Origin of the sequence: Anabaena sp. CCY 9613 (assembly GCF_963920895.1) — a bacterium.
Classification (GTDB): Bacteria; Cyanobacteriota; Cyanobacteriia; order Cyanobacteriales; family Nostocaceae; genus Cyanocohniella.
This window is the reverse complement of record NZ_CAWUDE010000003.1, coordinates 52,215-72,021: the sequence shown is the minus strand read 5'-3', so window position 1 is coordinate 72,021 and position 19,807 is coordinate 52,215. Positions and strand designations below refer to the sequence as shown.

General features: G+C 41.8%; 15 protein-coding genes. 9 read left to right on the top strand and 6 right to left on the bottom strand.

The genetic code is table 11. The features are described 5' to 3' along the window. Nucleotides 1–93: 93 nt before the first annotated feature. The gene (locus tag ACM0OT_RS04015; RefSeq protein WP_414562962.1) at nucleotides 94–1,212 is read right to left on the bottom strand and encodes an iron-containing redox enzyme family protein; all 1,119 of its coding nucleotides are present in this window, start codon (nucleotides 1,210–1,212) and stop codon (nucleotides 94–96) included. 311 nt (nucleotides 1,213–1,523) lie between these two features. Between ACM0OT_RS04015 and ACM0OT_RS04010 the strand changes: the two genes are divergently transcribed. The 3 genes from ACM0OT_RS04010 to ACM0OT_RS04000 all read left to right on the top strand — a co-directional run bounded on the left by ACM0OT_RS04010 (nucleotide 1,524) and on the right by ACM0OT_RS04000 (nucleotide 5,727). Next, on the top strand, nucleotides 1,524–3,143 hold the full coding sequence (locus ACM0OT_RS04010; protein ID WP_414562960.1) for a tetratricopeptide repeat protein: 1,620 nt from the start codon (nucleotides 1,524–1,526) through the stop codon (nucleotides 3,141–3,143). 230 nt (nucleotides 3,144–3,373) lie between these two features. Then, entirely contained in the window at nucleotides 3,374–4,390 is a 1,017-nt protein-coding gene (locus ACM0OT_RS04005; protein WP_414562958.1) for a DMT family transporter, read from the top strand. A gap of 170 nt (nucleotides 4,391–4,560) precedes the next feature. Continuing rightward, nucleotides 4,561–5,727, top strand: a complete 1,167-nt coding sequence (locus tag ACM0OT_RS04000; RefSeq protein WP_414562956.1) for a peptidoglycan-binding protein — start codon at nucleotides 4,561–4,563, stop codon at nucleotides 5,725–5,727. Here the strand turns inward: ACM0OT_RS04000 and ACM0OT_RS03995 are convergent. Then, nucleotides 5,722–6,177 carry a DUF2141 domain-containing protein gene (locus tag ACM0OT_RS03995; RefSeq protein WP_414562954.1) on the bottom strand — a complete coding sequence of 152 codons (456 nt, stop codon included), beginning with the start codon at nucleotides 6,175–6,177 and terminating at the stop codon, nucleotides 5,722–5,724. The genes ACM0OT_RS04000 and ACM0OT_RS03995 overlap by 6 nt on opposite strands. A gap of 163 nt (nucleotides 6,178–6,340) precedes the next feature. Further along, on the bottom strand, nucleotides 6,341–7,702 hold the full coding sequence (locus ACM0OT_RS03990; RefSeq protein ID WP_414562952.1) for a sensor histidine kinase: 1,362 nt from the start codon (nucleotides 7,700–7,702) through the stop codon (nucleotides 6,341–6,343). A 299-nt stretch (nucleotides 7,703–8,001) separates the two neighbouring features. On the opposite strand from ACM0OT_RS03990, the gene ACM0OT_RS03985 reads away from it, so the two are divergent. Continuing rightward, complete coding sequence (locus ACM0OT_RS03985; protein WP_414562950.1) at nucleotides 8,002–8,901, top strand: S66 peptidase family protein; 900 nt, start codon at nucleotides 8,002–8,004, stop codon at nucleotides 8,899–8,901. A 32-nt stretch (nucleotides 8,902–8,933) separates the two neighbouring features. On the opposite strand, the gene ACM0OT_RS03980 is transcribed toward ACM0OT_RS03985, so the two are convergent. From ACM0OT_RS03980 to infC, 3 genes are all read right to left on the bottom strand, one after another. After that, nucleotides 8,934–10,553, bottom strand: coding sequence for an Hsp70 family protein (locus tag ACM0OT_RS03980; RefSeq protein WP_414562949.1), 1,620 nt, complete (start codon nucleotides 10,551–10,553; stop codon nucleotides 8,934–8,936). Nucleotides 10,554–10,654: 101 nt separating this feature from the next. Continuing rightward, nucleotides 10,655–13,660: an MFS transporter gene (locus ACM0OT_RS03975; RefSeq protein WP_414562948.1), complete on the bottom strand. Its 3,006-nt coding sequence runs from the start codon at nucleotides 13,658–13,660 to the stop codon at nucleotides 10,655–10,657. A gap of 192 nt (nucleotides 13,661–13,852) precedes the next feature. Further along, nucleotides 13,853–14,386 (bottom strand): translation initiation factor IF-3, encoded by a 534-nt coding sequence (gene infC / locus ACM0OT_RS03970; RefSeq protein WP_414562946.1) that lies wholly within the window; start codon nucleotides 14,384–14,386, stop codon nucleotides 13,853–13,855. Between the two features lie 386 nt (nucleotides 14,387–14,772). Here infC and ACM0OT_RS03965 point away from each other — a divergent pair, with 386 nt between their 5' ends. The 5 genes from ACM0OT_RS03965 (at nucleotide 14,773) to proC (ending at nucleotide 19,794) form a co-directional block, all read left to right on the top strand. Further along, nucleotides 14,773–16,491: a metallophosphoesterase gene (locus tag ACM0OT_RS03965; protein ID WP_414562944.1), complete on the top strand. Its 1,719-nt coding sequence runs from the start codon at nucleotides 14,773–14,775 to the stop codon at nucleotides 16,489–16,491. A gap of 447 nt (nucleotides 16,492–16,938) precedes the next feature. Then, a complete protein-coding gene (gene pipX, locus ACM0OT_RS03960) occupies nucleotides 16,939–17,217 on the top strand; it encodes a transcriptional coactivator PipX (protein WP_414562942.1) in 279 nt (92 codons plus the stop codon). Continuing rightward, nucleotides 17,214–17,882, top strand: a complete 669-nt coding sequence (locus ACM0OT_RS03955; protein ID WP_414562940.1) for a YggS family pyridoxal phosphate-dependent enzyme — start codon at nucleotides 17,214–17,216, stop codon at nucleotides 17,880–17,882. The genes pipX and ACM0OT_RS03955 overlap by 4 nt, the downstream gene beginning before the upstream one ends. 363 nt (nucleotides 17,883–18,245) lie before the next feature. Beyond that, entirely contained in the window at nucleotides 18,246–18,848 is a 603-nt protein-coding gene (locus ACM0OT_RS03950) for a cell division protein SepF (RefSeq protein ID WP_414562939.1), read from the top strand. A 133-nt stretch (nucleotides 18,849–18,981) separates the two neighbouring features. Next, nucleotides 18,982–19,794: a pyrroline-5-carboxylate reductase gene (proC, locus tag ACM0OT_RS03945; RefSeq protein WP_414562937.1), complete on the top strand. Its 813-nt coding sequence runs from the start codon at nucleotides 18,982–18,984 to the stop codon at nucleotides 19,792–19,794. Nucleotides 19,795–19,807: the final 13 nt, after the last annotated feature.

Sequence of the window (19,807 nt, the reverse complement as noted above, 5' to 3'; positions counted from 1 at the left end):
GTCTTTAACAAGTGATTTGTGACTCGAAAAAAGTTTCTAGATACTCATTAGCATCTAGATAAAGTGAGATATGTCCAACTAATTAAAGGGAATTTATTCTTTGGGTACAGCAGTGGATTCAGCTTTGCGTATTGATTGCACAACAGCTTTAGCTGCGCGATCGCCCATGAGTTTTTCCTGGTCGTACCCCAGTAGCAATTCCCAAGCATCATCGGGATATTGTTCTACTAAAGGTAAAGCCACATCATCCAACATCCATTGTCCGTGGCGTTCATCTTCTTTAATGTGCAGTTCCCAATAACCCATAGCTGCTGCGGACAATCCCAGGCGTTGCGCTGCTGCAAGATAGTTTTTGTAAGCACTAGGCCCAGCTACCTCAAAATAAGTCAGCCCGCCACCATAACGCAAGAAATAGCGTTTGCGCTCAGTCAGCAAGAAGTTATGATTAGCACAAGCTAAAACTTCCCACGGTACTAAATCAAAATACGCCTCTGGTTGACAATTCATGCCAAACTCAGCCAGCATTTGGGCAAAAAATGTAGAATGCTTGCGAGATAAGCGACCATTACCGTACTCTTCTAGTAATACCCGCACTAAGGTACACTGCACTTCATTCGCAGCGCCACCTAAAATCCGAGAAAGGCGGCTACCTTCGACTAAACCATCAAAGGAAGAAATTGCTAGTAAATGACGATAGCCTGCTTCGGTCATCTCTTCGCGGATATAATGAGCATCCTCTGACAGTGGCGGATCTACATCGTAGGCACTACGCTCAATTAAAGCTTGTTTAACATCCGATTTTTTTAATGCTGTAACATCAACTTGAGCTATTTCCCAATCTTGCCAAGCAGCTTCAATTTGGTGAAGACATGAGCTTAAGTAAAGCGATCGCTCATTAGTATAATGCCGCAAATCATCATACCAAAATAGTTTTAGCCGATTAATTCGATAAAGTATCCTTTGGAGAAATAGATGGGCTTGTGTGTCATCACAGCCGTTTTGATAAGCCGCACGAATCGCTAATGAGAGTATGCGCTCAAATTCATTAACTTTCGCCGCTTCTACATCGAGGATATTATCCAAATCATCTGTAGCCAGCAGTTCTATAAATTGCTGTTCGGCGAAATCATACTCGGTGACTGTTTTTGCTGCTGTTTGCTTACCCTTCTCTACAAACCCAGCATTAGGGAATATAACTAAATTGCTTTGCATGGAATATTAGATTGCTTTACTCAGGTGTCAAACAAGTTTCACCTCTAATACTTAAAGTTCCACATTTATAGCTTTGTGTGCCTCTTTCCTTGGTTATAAAGAAATATTCAGTCTGGAAGAGAAATATCCGTAAACCAAAAAGTTTTGCCCATAAAGGCTAACTGATAAATCAACGTTTTGCTATGGAGACTGTGATTGTTTTATATCGTCCTACAGTCAGCCTCTTCTTCTCCTATGAGGTGAGATACAGGTTTACTTTCACTGGAAATTTGCCTAAAATAATCTCATCAAAAGATTCGCAGCATTTATAGATGGACTGGATTACACTACTGCGATCGCTACAGTCTGATTTTATTAAACGGTTATCGTCTGGTTGTTTGCTTCATTGTGAAACAGAAGGTCAATATAGTGAATTAACTATAATTTCTGGCGAGAGATTAACAGCTTTACGAGAATTTTGCTGGCTCATGGCTGAAAAATATAAGCGGACTTCGCCAGTACGTGATGTTTTTATCAATAATCTCAAGGGAAAATTGGGTGAGGAACTTGTCAAAGAACGTTTAGCCGATTTTATTACAGAAGTCGATTATGAAAAACGGTTCGGCGGCGATGGCAATATAGATTTTACTTTAACTTCTGACCCATCTATTGGTGTGGAAGTGAAATCTCGTCATGGCAGTATTGATAAAGTTAGGTGGTCTGTAAGTGCAGAAGAAGTAGCAAAAAATGCTGTTGTGGTTTGTGTTTTGATTCAAGAAGAAGTCAACGAAGCACAATCAGAATACCATCTTTTTTTGGCCGGATTTCTTCCTACTCAAATGATTAAATTGCGGACTGGAAAAATATCTTTTGGTATTAATCAGCTATTATATGGTGGTGGTTTATGGTGCTATCTAGAAAAGTTGCCATCTGCTGTAATTGCTAGGTTACCCAGACATACATCTAATCCAGAATTAATATCTCAAACAAGCAAAAATAATTTAAATAATCATTCTATAAATTCACATAAACGTAATTCTTTAATTGATCAAAATAAAAATGACTTAAGTTTGATTTATATAAAATTAGGTGACGAATGTTTTAAAAGAGGTGAATATGAAGCGGCAATTATAAAATATAACCAAGTACTGGCAATAAAAGATGATGCTGAAATTTATTATAAACGTGGATTAACTTATTATCAATTGGGAGATTATGAGGCAGCAAACACAGATTATTCTCAAGCAATAGAAATTAACATTAATGATGGAAAATCTTATAATAAAAGAGGTTTAGCTCGTTATCAATTGGGCAACTATGAAGAAGCCATAGAAGATTACACTCAAGCTATGAGAATTAATCCTCATCTTGCGGTTGTTTATAAAAACCGTGCTGAAGCTCGTTCTCACATCGGCGATAACCAAGGAGCTATAGAGGATTATACTCAGGCAATCAAAATTAATCCTGATTACGCTGATGCTTATAAAAATAAAGGAATAGCACGTTATTTTATAGAATATCACCGGGGATTTTCTCAAATTATTAAGAGTAATCCTCAGGATGCTGTGGCTTATAAAAATCGTGGAAATGCGCGCGCCGATTTAGAAGATTATGAAGGGGCAATTGCCGATTATACTGAAGCTATCAAAATTAATCCTCATTATCTAGATGCTTATTATAATCGAGGTAATTCTCGTTATGATTTAGGAGATTACGAGGGAGCAATTGAGGATTATACTCAGACAATTCAGATTAATTCCAATTATGCTAATGCCTATTATAACCGGGGTAATGTTTATTCTGAATTAGGAGATAAGTTGTTAGCAATTGAAGACTTTCGCAAAGCAGCAGATATCTATCGTCACGAAGGTAAGCTAGAAGCACTTACAGACGCTCGGCAAAAAATTTTAGATTTAGAAATAGAAGAATCATTAGATATTTTAAATTTCTAGCATCTATGGTGATTCTGCAAATAAGAGAGAACACCCAAGTGAAAAAGCAGGGTGCAGGGGAGCTATCGCCTACAATTCCACTCGGCTTTAAGCCTTATCTTTTAGTAAACAAATACATTGCTAGTGATTTTTGCTACACTTGAGTATTATTTCCTTCACAAAACGACATAATTCGGTAGAATTGGGTAAAGCAATTTTGGCATTTGTTAAACAAAGGCATTAGCAAACCCATGCAACTGAAACTCAGTGCATTTAAATTTCCCTTCGCTACCCTACTGTTAATCGCGCCCTTTTTCCTTTGGGGAACGGCAATGGTGGCGATGAAAGGAGTCATACCCGACACTACACCCTTATTTATGGCAGGTGTGCGTTTGCTACCAGCAGGGGTGTTAATTTTAATCGCCGCAGCATTTATGGGCAGACCCCAGCCACAAGGTTGGGCTGCATGGCTATGGATTAGTTTATTTGCCTTGGTAGATGGAACGTTATTTCAAGGCTTTTTGGCCGAAGGATTAGTCAGAACTAGTGCTGGGTTGGGGTCTGTGATGATTGATTCACAACCTTTGGCTGTGGCTTTGTTGTCATTGTGGCTATTCCAAGAACATATTGGCGTTTGGGGATGGTGGGGATTAGGACTGGGAATTGCGGGTATTAGTTTAATTGGTTTGCCGGATGAGTGGATTTTTCAGTTGTTCGATGCCAATGCTCATGTCACCCTGGGTAATTGGCAAGATTTGTTTGCTAGTGGTGAGTGGTTAATGCTGTTGGCTGCCTTATCAATGGCTGCGGGAACAGTGATGATTCGGTTTGTCTGTAGGTACGCCGATCCGGTGACAGCCACAGGATGGCATATGATTTTGGGCGGGTTGCCATTGTGGGGTATTTCATCTGTAGCAGAATCTCAGCAGTGGCAAAATCTTGTGACTCCTGAGTGGATAGCTTTAGGTTACGCTACCGTGTTTGGTAGTGCGATCGCCTATGGATTATTTTTCTACTTTGCTTCTAGTGGTAGTCTCACAAGTCTCAGTTCCCTGACCTTTTTAACGCCTGTATTTGCCCTACTATTTGGTAATATCTTCCTGGCTGAAGTCCTTAGCCCCTTGCAGTGGGTGGGTGTAGGAATGACGCTAATCAGTATCTATCTCATCAATCAACGCGATATCTTGGCAGGCCAAAACAACAAGGTGAGTGTCGAGGAACAAACAACACAAAAACCGCCCCTTGTAAAAGTATCTGCCGGCAAATAAACTTACAAGCCGCAAAAGGAAATCAGACGCGAACCTGAAAAAATCCTCCGAATCTTCACCTAATGGGAAACTCGGATGACTTTTGTGTCAAATTAGAAGTTAACATTTAAGCATCCTGAAGTTATTGTGATATTGATAACTTGAAAATACGTTCAGACTAAACTGAAAATATGAGGCTATGCCATTCCTCAATACTGATATTTATTTGTTTGACTTGCCTGGGTTACCCAATTCGCGCAAGTACAATTGAGCCTAACCTAACCCCTACAGAACTGGCACAAGCTGGTTCGACCATACCTGTTACCCAGTCTGTTCTCATACCCGGCAGTCAAGGGGCGGATGTCCAAGAACTGCAAACTCAATTAAAGGATTTAGGCTACTACAATGGCGTGGTCGATGGCTCATATCAGGCTAATACCCAAAATGCTGTCGTTCAATTCCAGAAAGCAAAAGATTTAAGAAGAATTGATGGTACTGCTGATATGGCGACTAGGCGTAGTTTGCGAACAGCCTGGGCAGCAAAAAATCAGCTGGTCGCTGCTGATACTGCTAATAGTTTGGCAACTAATCAACCTCAGTCCAATCAGCAAAGTTTTCTTTGGTGGTCACTACTGGGTCTAGGAATTCTTGGAAGTATCGGGGCCATTGTGTTTCTCCTCAAATGGTTACAGGAGAATCAACAAGAGCAAGAATCTGCCAATAAAGAATTCAAAGCTTTGAGTCCATCTGAGGATGACTCGGTAAATTCACCATCTTCAACGGGGGAAGCAATATCCGATTCCCAAGAAAATACGGCAGTTGTAACTAATTCACAAACGACACAAACATCAAATACCGCATCATTTGTATCACTAGAATCGACTTCTCGCCTAGCTAAAGTCAATATTGTTGACGAATTGATTCAGGATTTACGCAATCATGATTCTCAGAAGCGACGCAAGGCTATTTGGGATTTGGGTCAGCAAGGTGACTCACGAGCAATCCAGCCATTGGTAGACTTGATGATGGATGCTGATTCGCAACAACGTAGTTTAATTTTGGCAGCTTTGGCAGAAATTAATTCTCGCGCACTCAAACCCATGAACCGTGCTTTGGCAATATCATTACAAGATGAAAGTCCACAAGTGCGACAAAACGCCATCCGTGACTTAACTCGCATTTATGACATGATGACTCAAATGAGTCAGATGTTAGTTCATGCAACGGAAGACCCCGATGTTGATGTGCAAATAACAGCAAAATATGCTTTATCGCAAATGAATAGAATCCGTAATTTACCCAATCAACGGAGTCTCCCAGAAGACAACAACAAAGACCAGGAAGCAGAAGACCTATAAATATTTCATTTTAATTTGGATAATCGTATTGGGGCCTGCTAGTAAAAAAGCAGCATCGCTAAATTTGGGCGCACTAGTGCGAACTTCTGGGTTGCGGGAAAATCCAAAGCCTTCGATGGGCATACCAAGATTGTTACGATTCAGGGTTTGGTCATTGTTTTGATCGTGGATGACAGCGACGGCGTAACTACCAGCTTGCAAGTTATCAAAGGTTACTGCCAAAGATTTGTCGGTAATTTTGCTACACTGCCTTTTTACTCCGCGATCGCGATCATTGGGAAATCCTTGACTACTACCAAATATACTTACACATACTTGTCCTTGTTGATTTTTAATGCCATTAATTTCCACAGTCAGACTACCTTGAAAATTGGCTCTAGCATTTAATGACCATGCCAAATTTCCCACAGATGCCAGCAACAGTGCGCTGATGCGAAATTCTTTAAACATAATGTTTTCTCTATAATGATTACAGAGGAGAGCTTTGAAGAAGGATTTATTAGTATATTTTACTACTTTAAAACTCTTTTAAGAGCAATATAGCACTTACAAAGAAGATCATATAATATCTGACGTGGAATTTTTTCTATTTACCGAAGAGCCAGCACTACAATTACTGGGAAGAAAAGTTTGTATCCAGAGAGACTGGTATTTTAATAATAAACTCAGTCCCTTGCTCATAATTAGATATGCAGTGTAGTTGACCACCGTGTTTTTCAACTATGATTTGATAGCTAATGGATAATCCCAATCCAGTGCCTTTGCCAACAGGTTTGGTCGTGAAAAATGGGTCAAACAATCGTTTTTTTACATGATCTGGAATGCCAGAACCATTATCAGTAATATAAATTCCTATCCAGTTTCGGCTAATAATTTGAGTACGAATCTGAATTTGTAAATCGTGCCTTTTTTTACCATCAAGCACTGTTTCCTCTACAGCATCGATGGCGTTGCTCACAATGTTCATAAATACCTGATTTAGTAGCCCAGGATAACATTCCACCAAGGGAATATTTCCGTATTCTTTGATGAGGGTAATGCTTTCACCTGTTTGGTGATTTTGCAGACGACTTTGTAAAATTAGTAACGTACTATCAATCCCTTCATGAATATCAACTTTTTTTTTCTCAGCTTCATCGAGGCGGGAAAAGTTACGTAACGAGCGAACGATTTGTGCAATGCGATCGCAGCCCATTTGCATAGAATTTAGTAGATGAGGAAGATCCGTTGTTAAAAATTCTAGTTCAATGATTTCCGACACATTTTGAATTTCTGCTACTGGATGAGGATAGTACTGTCGGTACAAACTAATCAAGTTGAGTAAATCTTGGCTATAGCTGATAGCATGAACAAGGTTACCAGCAATAAAATTAACGGGGTTGTTGATTTCATGGGCAATACCAGCCACTAATTGACCTAAAGCAGCCATTTTTTCATTCTGTAGTAATCGGGTATAGTTGTGCTGGAGGTCTTGAAAGCCTGCCCTAGCTACTTGAGATTGTTCCTCTACACGTTGTAGTTGCGCCAGTGTTAAAGCGTGAATTTGCGAGTTGGCTAAGAGTAACTGATGAAAATCAACTATTCCATGCTGGCCCAATTCATTTGCTACTACAATCGGCTCATAAACCAGTTGGGGCGATCGCTCCAGCCCTCTTTGATTCGCTTCCACAATGGATATATCCTCAAACAGGATCAACACTGCTGGCTGGAGAAAGTTATGTAAATGCTGGATAGATCGATGAGAAAAAAGCTCAAGACTATAGGGGCGACTCATATGCTCAAAAAATTTATGTCGTGAGATTATCCCCATATAGCAATTATTTCTAGTCAAAATAATGCCTGGAAGTAAAGGCTCTTGCTCGAAAAGTTTGGTCAATTCTGTTACAGGATGATCTAGCTCAATCTGAACCTTCCACAATGGTAACTCTTGTAAAGTTGACTCTAATCGCAGATTTAGCTCATTGGCATATGACATGCTATGGGTAGCTAGCATTATCTCAATCCTTTGCTGTTAAGGTTAATATTATTCTGCTCGTCGCCCCGAACAACTATTCTGATAGTTAGTTGTCTAGCAAATTGCTCAAACTGGCAGTATTGCCATATTTAGTTTTCCCAAAATAAGTTTATAACTCTACATATTGGGTTAATTTATCGCTGGTGTTCAACAGAAAAAATTAACCATACACTAGACGGACAGAAAATTTATTGCTAATTTCTCACTATTAAGTTTTTACTTTTGGTTCATCTGTAATTTTTCATACTAGCAACCTATTCATGCAATCAAAAATATTACCCCCACCGCTGAAACCTGGTGACTTACTAAAAGTCATTGCTCCTAGTGGTGCTTTGCGAGAACTTGAGGCATTTGGGCAGAGTGTAGAAATTTGGCGATCGCGTGGCTACCAAGTGGATATAATGCCCAAATTAGGTGATAAATGGGGGTATTTAGCAGGAAAAGATGAAAATCGCCGCCAACAATTAGCCGCGGCTTGGGAAGATCCAGAGTGTCGGGGTATCCTTTGTACCAGGGGTGGTTTTGGTAGCACCCGAATTTTGGAAAATTGGAATTGGTACGCCAACTCAACACCTCCAAAATGGCTAATTGGGTTTTCTGATATTACGGCTTTGTTGTGGAGCCTTTACACTGCGGGTATTGCCAGCGTTCATGCTCCTGTATTAACAACTCTGGCAGATGAAACAGATTGGTCTATTCAGCGATTATTCGACTTTGTCGAAGGTCGCCCTGTGCCTCCTCTTAAGGGTTGTGGTTGGGGCGGGGGGATTGCTACTGGTCTGTTATTGCCTGGTAATCTTACGGTGACGACACATCTTTTAGCTACATCAATTATACCAGACCTTGATGGTGTAATTTTAGCCTGGGAGGATGTAACAGAAGCACCCTACCGGATTGATCGGATGTTGACACAATGGCGTTTAAGCGGTGCTTTATCAAAAGTCCGGGGTATTGCTTTAGGAGGCTTTACTAACTGCGAACCACCACCAAATGTGCCTAGCTTTAGTGTTGCTGAAGTATTGCGCGATCGCCTGGGTGATTTAAGTATTCCCATTGTCTCCGATTTACCCTTTGGTCATGACTGCCCCAATGCCGCCTTACCTGCTGGTGTACTAGCCACATTAGATGCAGATCAAGGAATTTTGAGCATTAGTCATTAGCAAGGAACTCCCCATCTCCTCACCTCTACCACCTAACTCAACTGTGCTACCAGCTGATTTTCTAAAACCGTGTCATTAGTTAACAAGTCTTCAACGGTGATTCGCAAAAAACGTTGGTCATCAACTTGAAAAAGAATTTTAATGCGATCGCTTCCGGGATATCCTGGTGGTGTTAGTTGGGCGATGGTTCTCGCACCTGCTTGGTCGTTGAGGGGTTTGACGCTGGTAACGCCTGCTTCTAGGCGACGAGTAATTAAGCGATCGCCATCAAAATAAACTTCGGTGCTGCCTGTTTCTGCCCCTAACTCTCCCATAATTAATTCAATGCTGGGTTGATTTTCTAAAGATGCACCTAAGACTAATTCAACTGGCTGAGTCATGGGGTAGGCTTGTCCGGCTTGAATAATGGGATGCCAACTATGACGCTGGTTGCGGCGATCCCAATAGCGCACACCGTAACTATGGTAGAGAAAGTCTTTGATTTCTAAACCTTGGGCTAACTGTAATGCACCTTGGGCGATGGCTTCAAAAGGACGTTCACAGCGGATTTTTTCTGGCGGAAAATACTGTTTTACCCATGTCTGCACTGCGGGTAATTGTACTGTACCACCAACTAGTAATACGGCATTAATGTCTGCAATTTCTATGCCCTGGCGACGCGCTTGCTGCAATAAACTTGTCATTGATTCATCTAATTGGTCAAAAAATCCCTGTTCTTTGAGGATGTTATCTAAAGCTTCGCGGTTGAGTTCTAGTTCATAGCTTTCAAATGTCTCATCGTCAAAGTAAACTTCACTAGCTTGGTTTTGAGTTGATAGCTGAATTTTTACCCGTTCTGCTAATCTTGTGATCAAGGGACTTACCGCTATTCCTTGAGTTTTGGCAAAGTAGTCGGCTAACCAATTATCAATATCTGTACCACCGAGATTTTGCCCGGCTTTAGCCAAAACACGGGCAGTTTTGGTCTTTTGTTTGGAGTTTTCTGCTAGGGATTTGTTACCCCACTTGAGAAGAAAACCTACAGGCTTGGTGGATTGCACACTTTGATCTAAACGTACAATAGACAAGTCCAAAGTACCGCCACCAAAGTCAATTACCAATAGAACTTCTTGATCTGCTAAACCGTAACCTAAGGCGGCGGCTGTGGGTTCATCTATCATCCGTACTTTTTCTACGGGGAGGGCTTGACAAACTTGACCTAACCAATGACGATAAGCTTCAAAGCTGTCTACGGGTACAGTTAATATCAGAGAATCCAATCCTCCTTGCATGGGTGCAAGTTGGGTGATGATTTGAGTCAGGAATAATTGCCCTACTTGTTCAAAGGTGATTAGTTGTCCATCTAGTTCTGGTAAGAAACCTTGGATATCTGCGCCAATTCCCCGTTTGAAACTACGAAAAAATCGTGCTTCTCCTTTGAGATCAAGACCGCGATCGCGTACTTGTTGACCTACTAAGACTTTACCTTGAGTGGCTTCTTCTATGTATACTAAGCTGGGAATGAGGGGGGGATTGAGGCTTTGCTGAATTGATAAATTGGGTATATTTAGGGTTTCTGGTTGCTGGGTGACGGGGTTCCAGCGAGTAATGACTGTGTTGCTAGTTCCAAAATCGATGGCGACAGCGCTGGCGCTGACTTGAGGGTTTGTCATATCTTTTTTTATCTCACGCAAAGGCGCAAAGGCGCAAAGTTCAATGCGATTATTTTCCCATAGCCATCAGCTATCAAGAGCGTAAGTCTAAACCTTGTGGATTAATTGGTATGATTTTTGACTGAATGTTTTTGCATTAATTCCTTGACTTGTGCTGCTATTAGTGGGTGTGAGTCTTGTTGGAGTTTGGGTAAAAGTTCTAGGAGTACGCGGTGTGAGGCTACGCTGAGATAAGCGATGGCCGCTTCTCTGACAAAGCCTGTAGGATGGCGTAAGGCTACTAATATTTCGTGAATTGTCAGGCGAATGCGGCTAATTTGAGCAAAATGAAAACAGCAAGCCAAGCACCAATCGGAGAGAAAGTTACTTAAAGTCAACAGCCGACGAATGCGATCGCTTACTAGCATTTGTTGATGTTTTCCTAACCCTGCTTCTGTAAGATATTGCAGTTTTTCTTGGGGCGATCGCCTATCTAACATGTTTAATATGAGGGATTTTGTCGGCAAATTAATTGTATGCTCTAAAATTTCTAGCCCTTGGGCCAAGTTAGCCCCTGACTGCGCTCGGATATTGAATGCTGCTGCTTGCATTTTTTCGGGAGAATAAAGTAACCGCAGTAGTAGCAACAATCGCTCTCTCACATCTATTTCTAATTCTCTCAGGGAGCGTTGCAATAAGCTGCCAATCACCAAAATTCTGTCTGATTGATGGTTCTCTAAAATATCTGGTTGTTGAAAGTCTATATAGGCGGCGTAAATTTCACTTAGGAACTTTAATTCTTGCTCAATTAAACTTTCAACTCTACTGTGATGAAATCTATCTACACTGTTGGTTTCTGGTTGTTTATTGATTTTGAGTAAGCTGCGAAGAATATGATATCTGGTAGCACCCCAAGATTTTTCTAAATGCAGCCATAAGGTTTCCATTGCTTCTAAAGTGGAAATTTGAGCAATGGTACGCCAAGCATACATCCGCACTACTTCTGGTTTGTAAGTATTGGTAGCTAGTTGTAATAACATGTCCAAGGCTTCATTCTCAAGTTTAATCAAAGCTCGCATGGCGGTACTGCGGGTTGATTTATAATAAAGTGCCCCCAGTAATGCCGAATAATATTCCTCTGAATGCGTAGCGGCAATCATTTCCAACACTGCACAGCGTACCCGCAATGATTCATCTTGTAACAAATTCGGGATGTGAATCCTCAGTGCTTGTAAATACACGGCTTCTCTCAGCGCTCTGACTCCATTAACTCGTTCTCGTTCTTGTTTGTGAGTCAGCATCCGGCGCATAGTTTTGGTGGCGGCGACTTTTTGCAGAGGTGTTCCCTGACGTAAAATTAAGGCGGAGGCGGTAGCACGAATTAGTGAATGATGTCGTGGTTGGAGGTATTCTTCTAATAAGCTTAAATTAGGATTGTCATCAGCTAGCCAAACGTAACGCAAAGCTAGGGCAAAAACTTCGGGATCAACTGCACCTTGGGGCTGTTCTAACAAAGAGCGGACTTCGAGCGCATCCATAGGATTGGCATCTCCTGTCAGCATGACTTCTAAACTTTGACGCTGCAAGTCTGGAGGTAATTTGATCAGTAGGGGTGCTAAAACTTGTGATGCCCCTTGGGGATCAATTTGGGCTAATAATTCAATGCAAGAGCTTTTATCGGTGGCGTTACCTTTTTCGGATAAAGCTTTAACTACACCTTGTTTGAAGAAGCGCAGACCAACATTAGCCGCACTTAGTTCGCCTCGTTCTGCACTTAAAACTAACAGATCTACATAACGCGATCGCAATTCCCCAACTACATATAAACAACCAGTTGCAATCAAGACTGTTTCTATTACCAACACCCATTTTTGTAGTTCTGAGGGGAAAACCCGCCCACCACAAAACAAAGTCATCAAAATCAGTACACCTGCTAATCCTGTAGCGATGGCTTCGGCGGTACCTCCAGATAATGTCTGCGTGTGGCTACGTATATGTTCGGGGATCGGTTGATATAGGACTGGGCCGCTACTGACAACAAAGGTGTAACGTAAAAGTTCATCAGAGAATTTCAGCCCCACTAATCCCCAGAAAAAGCCTTGGGACTGTAATGCGGGAAATAAATTAACTAGGGCGATCGCACCTGGTAAAACAAAGCCTACAGCTATGGGTAATAGCGCCGCTGTAATAAATACGCCAAAGCGTTCTATAAGTCGGCTAGAGATAAACCACTGAGTCATCAACTCACACAGTCCCACTATCCCGCCAAATAAACCCAAGAAGCTAGCCAAATCTCGGCTATTTAAACTCAAGTTAAGTTCGCGCAGATATTGAAAGTCTACTAATAAGCCAATGACTTGCAGCAACCCAACAAAGGCAAATAGATACGTCGTATAGTTTCTTAATGGTGTTTGCAGCCTTCGATGTCGAGAGGATTGTTCTTCAGGTATGCGTCTTTGGGGAGCATCGGGAAAAGCAGCGCGATAATGATTACTTAAGTAAGATAAAATACCTGCTCCTAACATAATCATGGCACAGGCAATCAATATTACTTGCTCCAATTTCATGAATTGCAGCAACCAAGGCAAACTAAAGCCACTGATCACATCTGCTACCAACAAACCACTGCTGACTAGAGGATAAGTGCGTTTAATCTCGCGGATGTTAAATAGCTGGTTAGCAACAATAGAGGTGTTGAGGTCGTTAATGACATAAAGTGCATCTACCCACAGTCGCAGCAGAAAGACCAGAATCACTGTCAGGTATGAAATATGTACATTCCCCCGCAGTGACACTATCAATATTAGCGGTAAGACCATGCAAGGTGCGATCGCCACAATTACCCAACGCAAGGGGAAAATCCTTTGCAGCCAAGAATAGACAACAACCAGTCCCACGCTCATGAAAGCACTGGCAATATACATCCAAGGCAAAGGGCCAGCCCCATATTCATCCAAAAACAGTGCTACGGTACTGTCCTCTGCCCATCGCAGTCCTATCGATACAGTGGTGTAAAAGGCAAACATCAACCAAGTCCGTTCGCCTTCTTCTGGTCGAAGATTCACCCACTGTAACAGCCGTGCTAAAGCACCCCTATTGCCAACCAACGACAGATTTTTGAGTTCCATGCACCGCGAGTAAACAGAATAAGAGTTACTTGGTGACCATTACTCTCGTCTGCCTCAAACACTCCCCAGAAATGGCAAAAGTCCCAAGCAACTGAGTATTATCTTTCCCACTCAGCGCTCAGGACTATCAGTTTTTGATAAATTTCCCAGACTTTGTAGATTAACTACTCGGTATCTGGAAAACTCATAAGATTACTTTTTAGGTGAAATCAGCATCATCATGTTTCTACCCTCTTTTTTAGGCGCTTGCTGCACTTCACCAAGCGCCTCTAAATCCCTTGCCATGCGCTTTAGCAAATGTTCTGCTAAGTCACTGTGTTGAATCTCGCGTCCCCGGAACATCACAGTTGCTTTGACTTTATCACCGTCTTTGAGGAAGCGCTCTGCTTGCTTCACACGCACGTTGTAGTCGTGTTCTTCAATCTTGTAGCGCATCTTCACTTCTTTGACATCAGCCGTGTGTTGTTTTTTCCGGGCTTCCCGTGCCTTCTTCTCCTGCTCAAACTTGTACTTCCCGTAATCCATAATCCGACAAACCGGGGGGTCAGCCTTGTCACTGAGAAGCACTAGATCTAGCTCTTTTTCTTCAGCTAGTTGCAAAGCTTCTTGTGGAGGCATAATTCCCAATTGCGCGCCATCAGTATCAATGACTCGAATTTTCGGGAAGCGGATGCGTTCGTTGATTTGGGGCAGATCGCGAGTTCGTTTTTTCTCAATCACAGGCATTATGATTTTTGGAAGCTCTCTAGTAGTTAAGAATGTGGTTTGTTCGTGAGCGGTGTGCCTCAGAAGCACAATACTTACAATAACTGAGGACTTAAAATTGAGTCTATATTTCTAGGATAACTAATCTATTTGATAAATTAGTTGTCTTTGTTGTCTGCTTGTATTTGTTATTCTACTCACTCTGGGAGAAATTCTCTGCATTAGTTAATGTAAATTACATAACCGTGAGTTTTTTAAAAAAAGATTACAATTATTAGTAAATTTTCTTTGGGTATGGTAATTACAGTTGACCCTCGGACTAAGCTTGTTTTTTTCAGGTTTTTACTTAACCATCTTTTAATGTTACCCCTGTAAGATAGTCAAGGCCTTTAATACTCAGGGTAATCATGGCGAAAACCAAAATACTAACGCCTGTACTTCTGTTTATTTTATCTCTGACGCTGTTAAGCTTGCATTCATTTGGGCCAACAATTATGACCTCAGCGCCCCGCCTGCTGACAGACCCATTTTTGCAACTGCCCACTGAAACCTCAGTGCGAGTAGTATGGTTTACTGAGTTTGTTGGGAATCAACATATAGTCACTTATGGTGAGAATTTAGATCAAACCATCAGAGCAAATACAACTAAACTCAGCCGCACACGCGAAGACCAGCATTCACAAATAGCCAACCCACCTCAACAACCTGTCAACCGTAATATTTGGCGACACGAAGCAGAGGTAACTGGGTTAACGGCTGGTGTGCGTATTCCTTATCGCGTCACGAGTATCCGGGAAGATGGAGAAAATATCAGCAGTGATATATTTACCCTTGCACCCACACCCCAAGCAGGTACACCACTAAAAATTCTCCTGACCTCAGACCATCAGTTAAAACCGATGACAGCAGCCAATTTGCAAAAAGTGGTAGAGACAGTAGGACGAGTAGATGCAGTGTGGTTTGCTGGTGATTTAATTAATGTGAGCGATCGCGCCTCAGAATGGTTTGATGATCAGCAAGGTGGTGCATTTTTCCCGGCTTTACAAGGTCGTGCTAGCTATGAAATGGAACACAATGGCGTTAAAACCACATACACAGGAGGCGAAATTATTCAACACGCCCCTATGTTTACAGCCATTGGGAATCATGAAGTCATGGGACGGTGGGGACGGAAGGGCAGTTTAAACGATGAATTTAATGATGCGATTCCTCGTCCTGTTGCTCAAAAATTATATAGTGGACAATCTTTAATAAATAATTCTTATAACACCAATACTTACGAAGAAATTTTCACCCTCCCCCAAAGTAAAACAGGTGGAAAACGATATTATGCAGTGAGCTTTGGTGATGTGCGTCTTGTCGTTCTCTACGTTACTAATATGTGGCGGACACCCAAACTAGATGAAAAATCTAGAGGTAGATACAGGGAAGCCGCCCCAGATTTAAATAATCCGGAAAACTGGGGTTATGGACAACTGATTTTTGAACCAATCGCTCAAGGCACTCAGCAATATAATTGGTTAACCTCAGAACTCAACAGCCCAGAATTTAAACAAGCAAAATACAAAGTTGTGATGTTCCATCATCCCCCCCATACATTGGGTGATAACATCGTTCCTGCTTACACCAATCCAGTACAAATCATCGAACGGGATCACAATAGCCAAGTCCAAGCAGTACGTTATGAGTATCCCAAAAATGCCGATTACATCATCCGTGATGTTGTGCCCTTACTAGAAGCCGCTGGTGTGCAACTGGTATTTTATGGGCATTCCCATTTGTGGAATCGCTTTGTCAGTCCTAGTGGCATCAACTTTCTCGAAACGTCAAATGTAGGTAACTCCTATGGTGCTGCTTGGGGTGAAAAAAAGCGAGAAATACCCAATGGTTACCAAGAAGAATACGTTGCCCTTGGTGACCCCAATAATTTACAACCAGTAGTCCCGACAATTGACCCTTTGCTAGACAAGGATGGTCAACCAATGCCCTATATTGCTAGTAACGAAATCACCGTTTTCAGCATTTTTGACACTAGTATAAACACTGTGAGTAGTTATCGTTTTGATACACGAGCGGCAGAGTCAGAAGTTGTAAAATTTGATGAATTTCAAATAGACAAAATATAGGGGATCAAGCAAAAAAAGGACAAGAACAAATATACTTCCTCATTACCCCAGTCCCCTCTTGGCTATTTTGCTCCATCCAGCGATAATTATGGCAATATAGAATAGAGCCAGAGTAAACAGAAGTATGAGAGTCGGCTTGTGCCTACAGGTTGCCACTATAAACTTCAGAAATCAGGGTAATAACTTTTCCTTATTCCCAATGGCACCTAAGTATAAGTCCCCCAGGCAAAATTGTGATTGCCTCTCTTGTAAAGGTCTGCGTTGCTACTGTTAGTATCATCTGCCCATTTACAACTACATCAAGGTTTTGATAACCGCCATGAAATGGCCAAAATCATTGGTGTTCGCATAAATTTCCTCAATAGGCTGGCGAAAGGGGTGTATTATCGTCTGAACATTTGTACTGAACTGCGACAAAGATATATATACTCCTACCTTGACTCTTAAATGAATCTAGAAAACTCAGAAACTTACATAAATCATCCCACTTGGGGCTTGCTTTATAGAATCTGCATGGTCGATGAAAACCAGGATCTGTTCACGACACTTTATGCCCAACGTTTGTTTTTTGTAGTGGCAAATGACATTAAAGGGATCAAATTTCAGTCTATAGGTCGTACTGAAGCGAGAATGTTGTTGGAAAATCGTTTGCGTACTCTGCGTCGCAGTGGTCAATCCCAAGAGTACGATCAACTTCAGAGTGTTTTCCAACGCACATTCCAATGATCAGTTCCATTAGCGAACGTATTACCACTATTTGTGCCTCATTACCGCCTTCAGTCAGGTTAATTGCGGTTAGCAAAACATTTCCTGCTGAGGCAATTCGGTCTGCTTATAACGCCGGAGTTCGAGATTTTGGCGAAAATCGTATCCAAGAAGCTGCTAGTAAACAAGCCGAGTTACAAGACTTAGCGGATATTACTTGGCACTTTATTGGTCATTTGCAAAGCAATAAAGCCAAAAAAGCCCTGGAATTATTTGATTGGATTCACTCGGTAGACAATTTAAAACTGGCACAGCGCTTAAATCAATTAGCGCCACAACAAGGAGTTAGTCCCCATGTTTGTCTACAAGTGAAAATTTTACCTGACCCTCATAAGTCAGGTTGGAGTGTCCCAGAACTACTAGCTGACTTACCCGCCTTGAATGAGTGTAAAAATTTACAAATTCAAGGTTTGATGACAATTCCACCTTTAGGATTAAACGATGCGGAAATTTTAAAAGTATTTAATGATACGCATCAATTAGCCAAAAAAATTCAATCACAAAACTGGTCTCATATAAAAATCACAGAATTATCGATGGGTATGTCAGGTGATTACCAATTGGCAGTGCAAGCTGGAGCAACGATGGTAAGATTAGGAACCATATTGTTTGGTCAGCGCACTTAGGGGATCAATCCTCAATTCTTGGTGGTGGTATCAATAACAGAAGGGCTGGTATACAGAGATGTATCCAGCCTTACTGATGTTATCTAATACAAGAATTTCAGCATTAACAAACCTGGCTACCAAGAAAAAAGGGTTGCAAACTCAGCTTTATTTAGCACAATCATTAGGCTATAATCTTGACTCATTATTGTGTGTAGGTTAATCTACAGGCGTTCCCTAAAAATTCTGTTCATCACCTCTAGCTGTGATCGGGGCTACAATCAGCGATAAAATTGCTAAGTTGTCTGCCTTTGTAGCAATCAAACCTAGCTAAATGAACTAATAGCAAAATCAATAAGGGTAACTTTTACCAGGAGAGTAACAATGAACAACATATTTACTAAACTTCGAGACTTTGTAGGTCTCAACGAGCAAGTAGAATACGAGTATTACGAAGAAGAAGCCGATGCAGACGTTGGTAACTACCAAAACCTGTATCAAGAAGAAAATCCCCAACCAGCACCAGCAGAAGCTACTGCTCAAAATCGACGTTGGCGGGAACCCATGACTACAATGGGTGATGATGTAGCCACAGGATCAAAGTCTACGATGGGGAATGTTATTGGTATGCCAGGAGCTATTAACGGTATTTCAGAAGTTTTAGTACTTGAGCCTCGTACATTTGAAGAAATGCCCCAGGCAATTCAAGCACTCAGAGAGCGCAAGTCAGTTGTATTAAACTTGACCATTATGGACCCGGATCAAGCACAACGGGCAGTAGACTTTGTTGCAGGTGGGACTTACGCACTAGATGGACATCAAGAGCGCATCGGAGAAAGTATCTTTTTGTTTACGCCCAGTTGCGTGCAAGTTAGCACCCAAGGTGGAGTTATTCATGAAGTACCACAACCACCTGCTCGCCCTGCACGTCCCGCTGGTAGTCCTACTCAAAATTGGGGTAATGACGTTAACCGGATGGTACAGTAACATTCAAAAATTAGTCAAAAGTCCAAAGTTGCAAATTTTTGATTATTGTCTGGGCGGGTTTAACGAGATATATTGTCTTACCATAGATTGATGGGTTAAACCTGCTCTTATTGACTATTGACTATATAAGTTAATGACTATTAAATTTGGCTTAATTGGTGGCGGGGTAATGGGAGAAGCGCTATTATCCCGCCTTATTGCGCGGGGAATTTATCAACCATCGGCAGTCATAGTCAGCGAACCCCTCAAAGCAAGACAAGCTTTTTTGCAACAGCAATATGGTGTAACTGTCACTACAGATAACAGTTTAGTTTTTCAGCAAGCCAGCGAAGTGGTATTTTTAGCAGTAAAGCCACAAGTATTTAGTGCGATCGCTCAAGAATTAGCAGATGTCCTGACCAAAGGGCTGTCACCCCTAGTAATATCGATTTTAGCTGGAGTATCCTTAAGTCAGTTAGAGGCAGCATTTCCCCAGTTACCAGTAATTCGAGCTATGCCCAACACCCCAGCCACAGTGGGGGCGGGAATTACCGCTATGTGTTTAGGAGCATACACCAACGCCAAGCACCACAAAATAGCACAGCAAGTTTTTTCCGCTGTGGGAGAAGTTGTAGAAGTTTCCGAAGTGCTAATGGATGCAGTCACAGGACTATCTGGTAGTGGCCCGGCTTATGTAGCCTTAATGGTAGAAGCCCTAGCTGATGGCGGAGTAGCCGCAGGTTTACCCAGAGGGATAGCCCATCAACTAGCCCTGCAAACAGTCCTAGGCACAGCCAAACTCTTGCAAGACCAAAAAATACACCCCGCAGAACTCAAAGACCGGGTAACTAGTCCTGGTGGGACAACAATTGCGGGTATAGCCCAACTAGAAAAAGCAGGATTTCGCTCCGCCTTAATTGAAGCAGTCAAAGCAGCAGCATGGCGATCGCAGGAGTTAGGAAAATGAAAAAGAGGGGAGT

Coding starts and splice junctions, on each gene's coding strand:
- ACM0OT_RS04005 (WP_414562958.1), top strand. CDS start 3,374: ATGCAACTGAAACTCAGTGCATTTAAATTTCCCTTCGCTACCCTACTG.
- infC (WP_414562946.1), bottom strand. CDS start 14,386: ATGCCTGTGATTGAGAAAAAACGAACTCGCGATCTGCCCCAAATCAAC.
- ACM0OT_RS03980 (WP_414562949.1), bottom strand. CDS start 10,553: ATGACAAACCCTCAAGTCAGCGCCAGCGCTGTCGCCATCGATTTTGGA.
- ACM0OT_RS03990 (WP_414562952.1), bottom strand. CDS start 7,702: ATGTCATATGCCAATGAGCTAAATCTGCGATTAGAGTCAACTTTACAA.
- ACM0OT_RS04015 (WP_414562962.1), bottom strand. CDS start 1,212: ATGCAAAGCAATTTAGTTATATTCCCTAATGCTGGGTTTGTAGAGAAG.
- ACM0OT_RS03975 (WP_414562948.1), bottom strand. CDS start 13,660: ATGGAACTCAAAAATCTGTCGTTGGTTGGCAATAGGGGTGCTTTAGCA.
- ACM0OT_RS03995 (WP_414562954.1), bottom strand. CDS start 6,177: ATGTTTAAAGAATTTCGCATCAGCGCACTGTTGCTGGCATCTGTGGGA.
- ACM0OT_RS03965 (WP_414562944.1), top strand. CDS start 14,773: ATGGCGAAAACCAAAATACTAACGCCTGTACTTCTGTTTATTTTATCT.
- ACM0OT_RS04000 (WP_414562956.1), top strand. CDS start 4,561: ATGAGGCTATGCCATTCCTCAATACTGATATTTATTTGTTTGACTTGC.
- pipX (WP_414562942.1), top strand. CDS start 16,939: ATGAATCTAGAAAACTCAGAAACTTACATAAATCATCCCACTTGGGGC.
- proC (WP_414562937.1), top strand. CDS start 18,982: ATGACTATTAAATTTGGCTTAATTGGTGGCGGGGTAATGGGAGAAGCG.
- ACM0OT_RS04010 (WP_414562960.1), top strand. CDS start 1,524: ATGGACTGGATTACACTACTGCGATCGCTACAGTCTGATTTTATTAAA.
- ACM0OT_RS03985 (WP_414562950.1), top strand. CDS start 8,002: ATGCAATCAAAAATATTACCCCCACCGCTGAAACCTGGTGACTTACTA.
- ACM0OT_RS03950 (WP_414562939.1), top strand. CDS start 18,246: ATGAACAACATATTTACTAAACTTCGAGACTTTGTAGGTCTCAACGAG.
- ACM0OT_RS03955 (WP_414562940.1), top strand. CDS start 17,214: ATGATCAGTTCCATTAGCGAACGTATTACCACTATTTGTGCCTCATTA.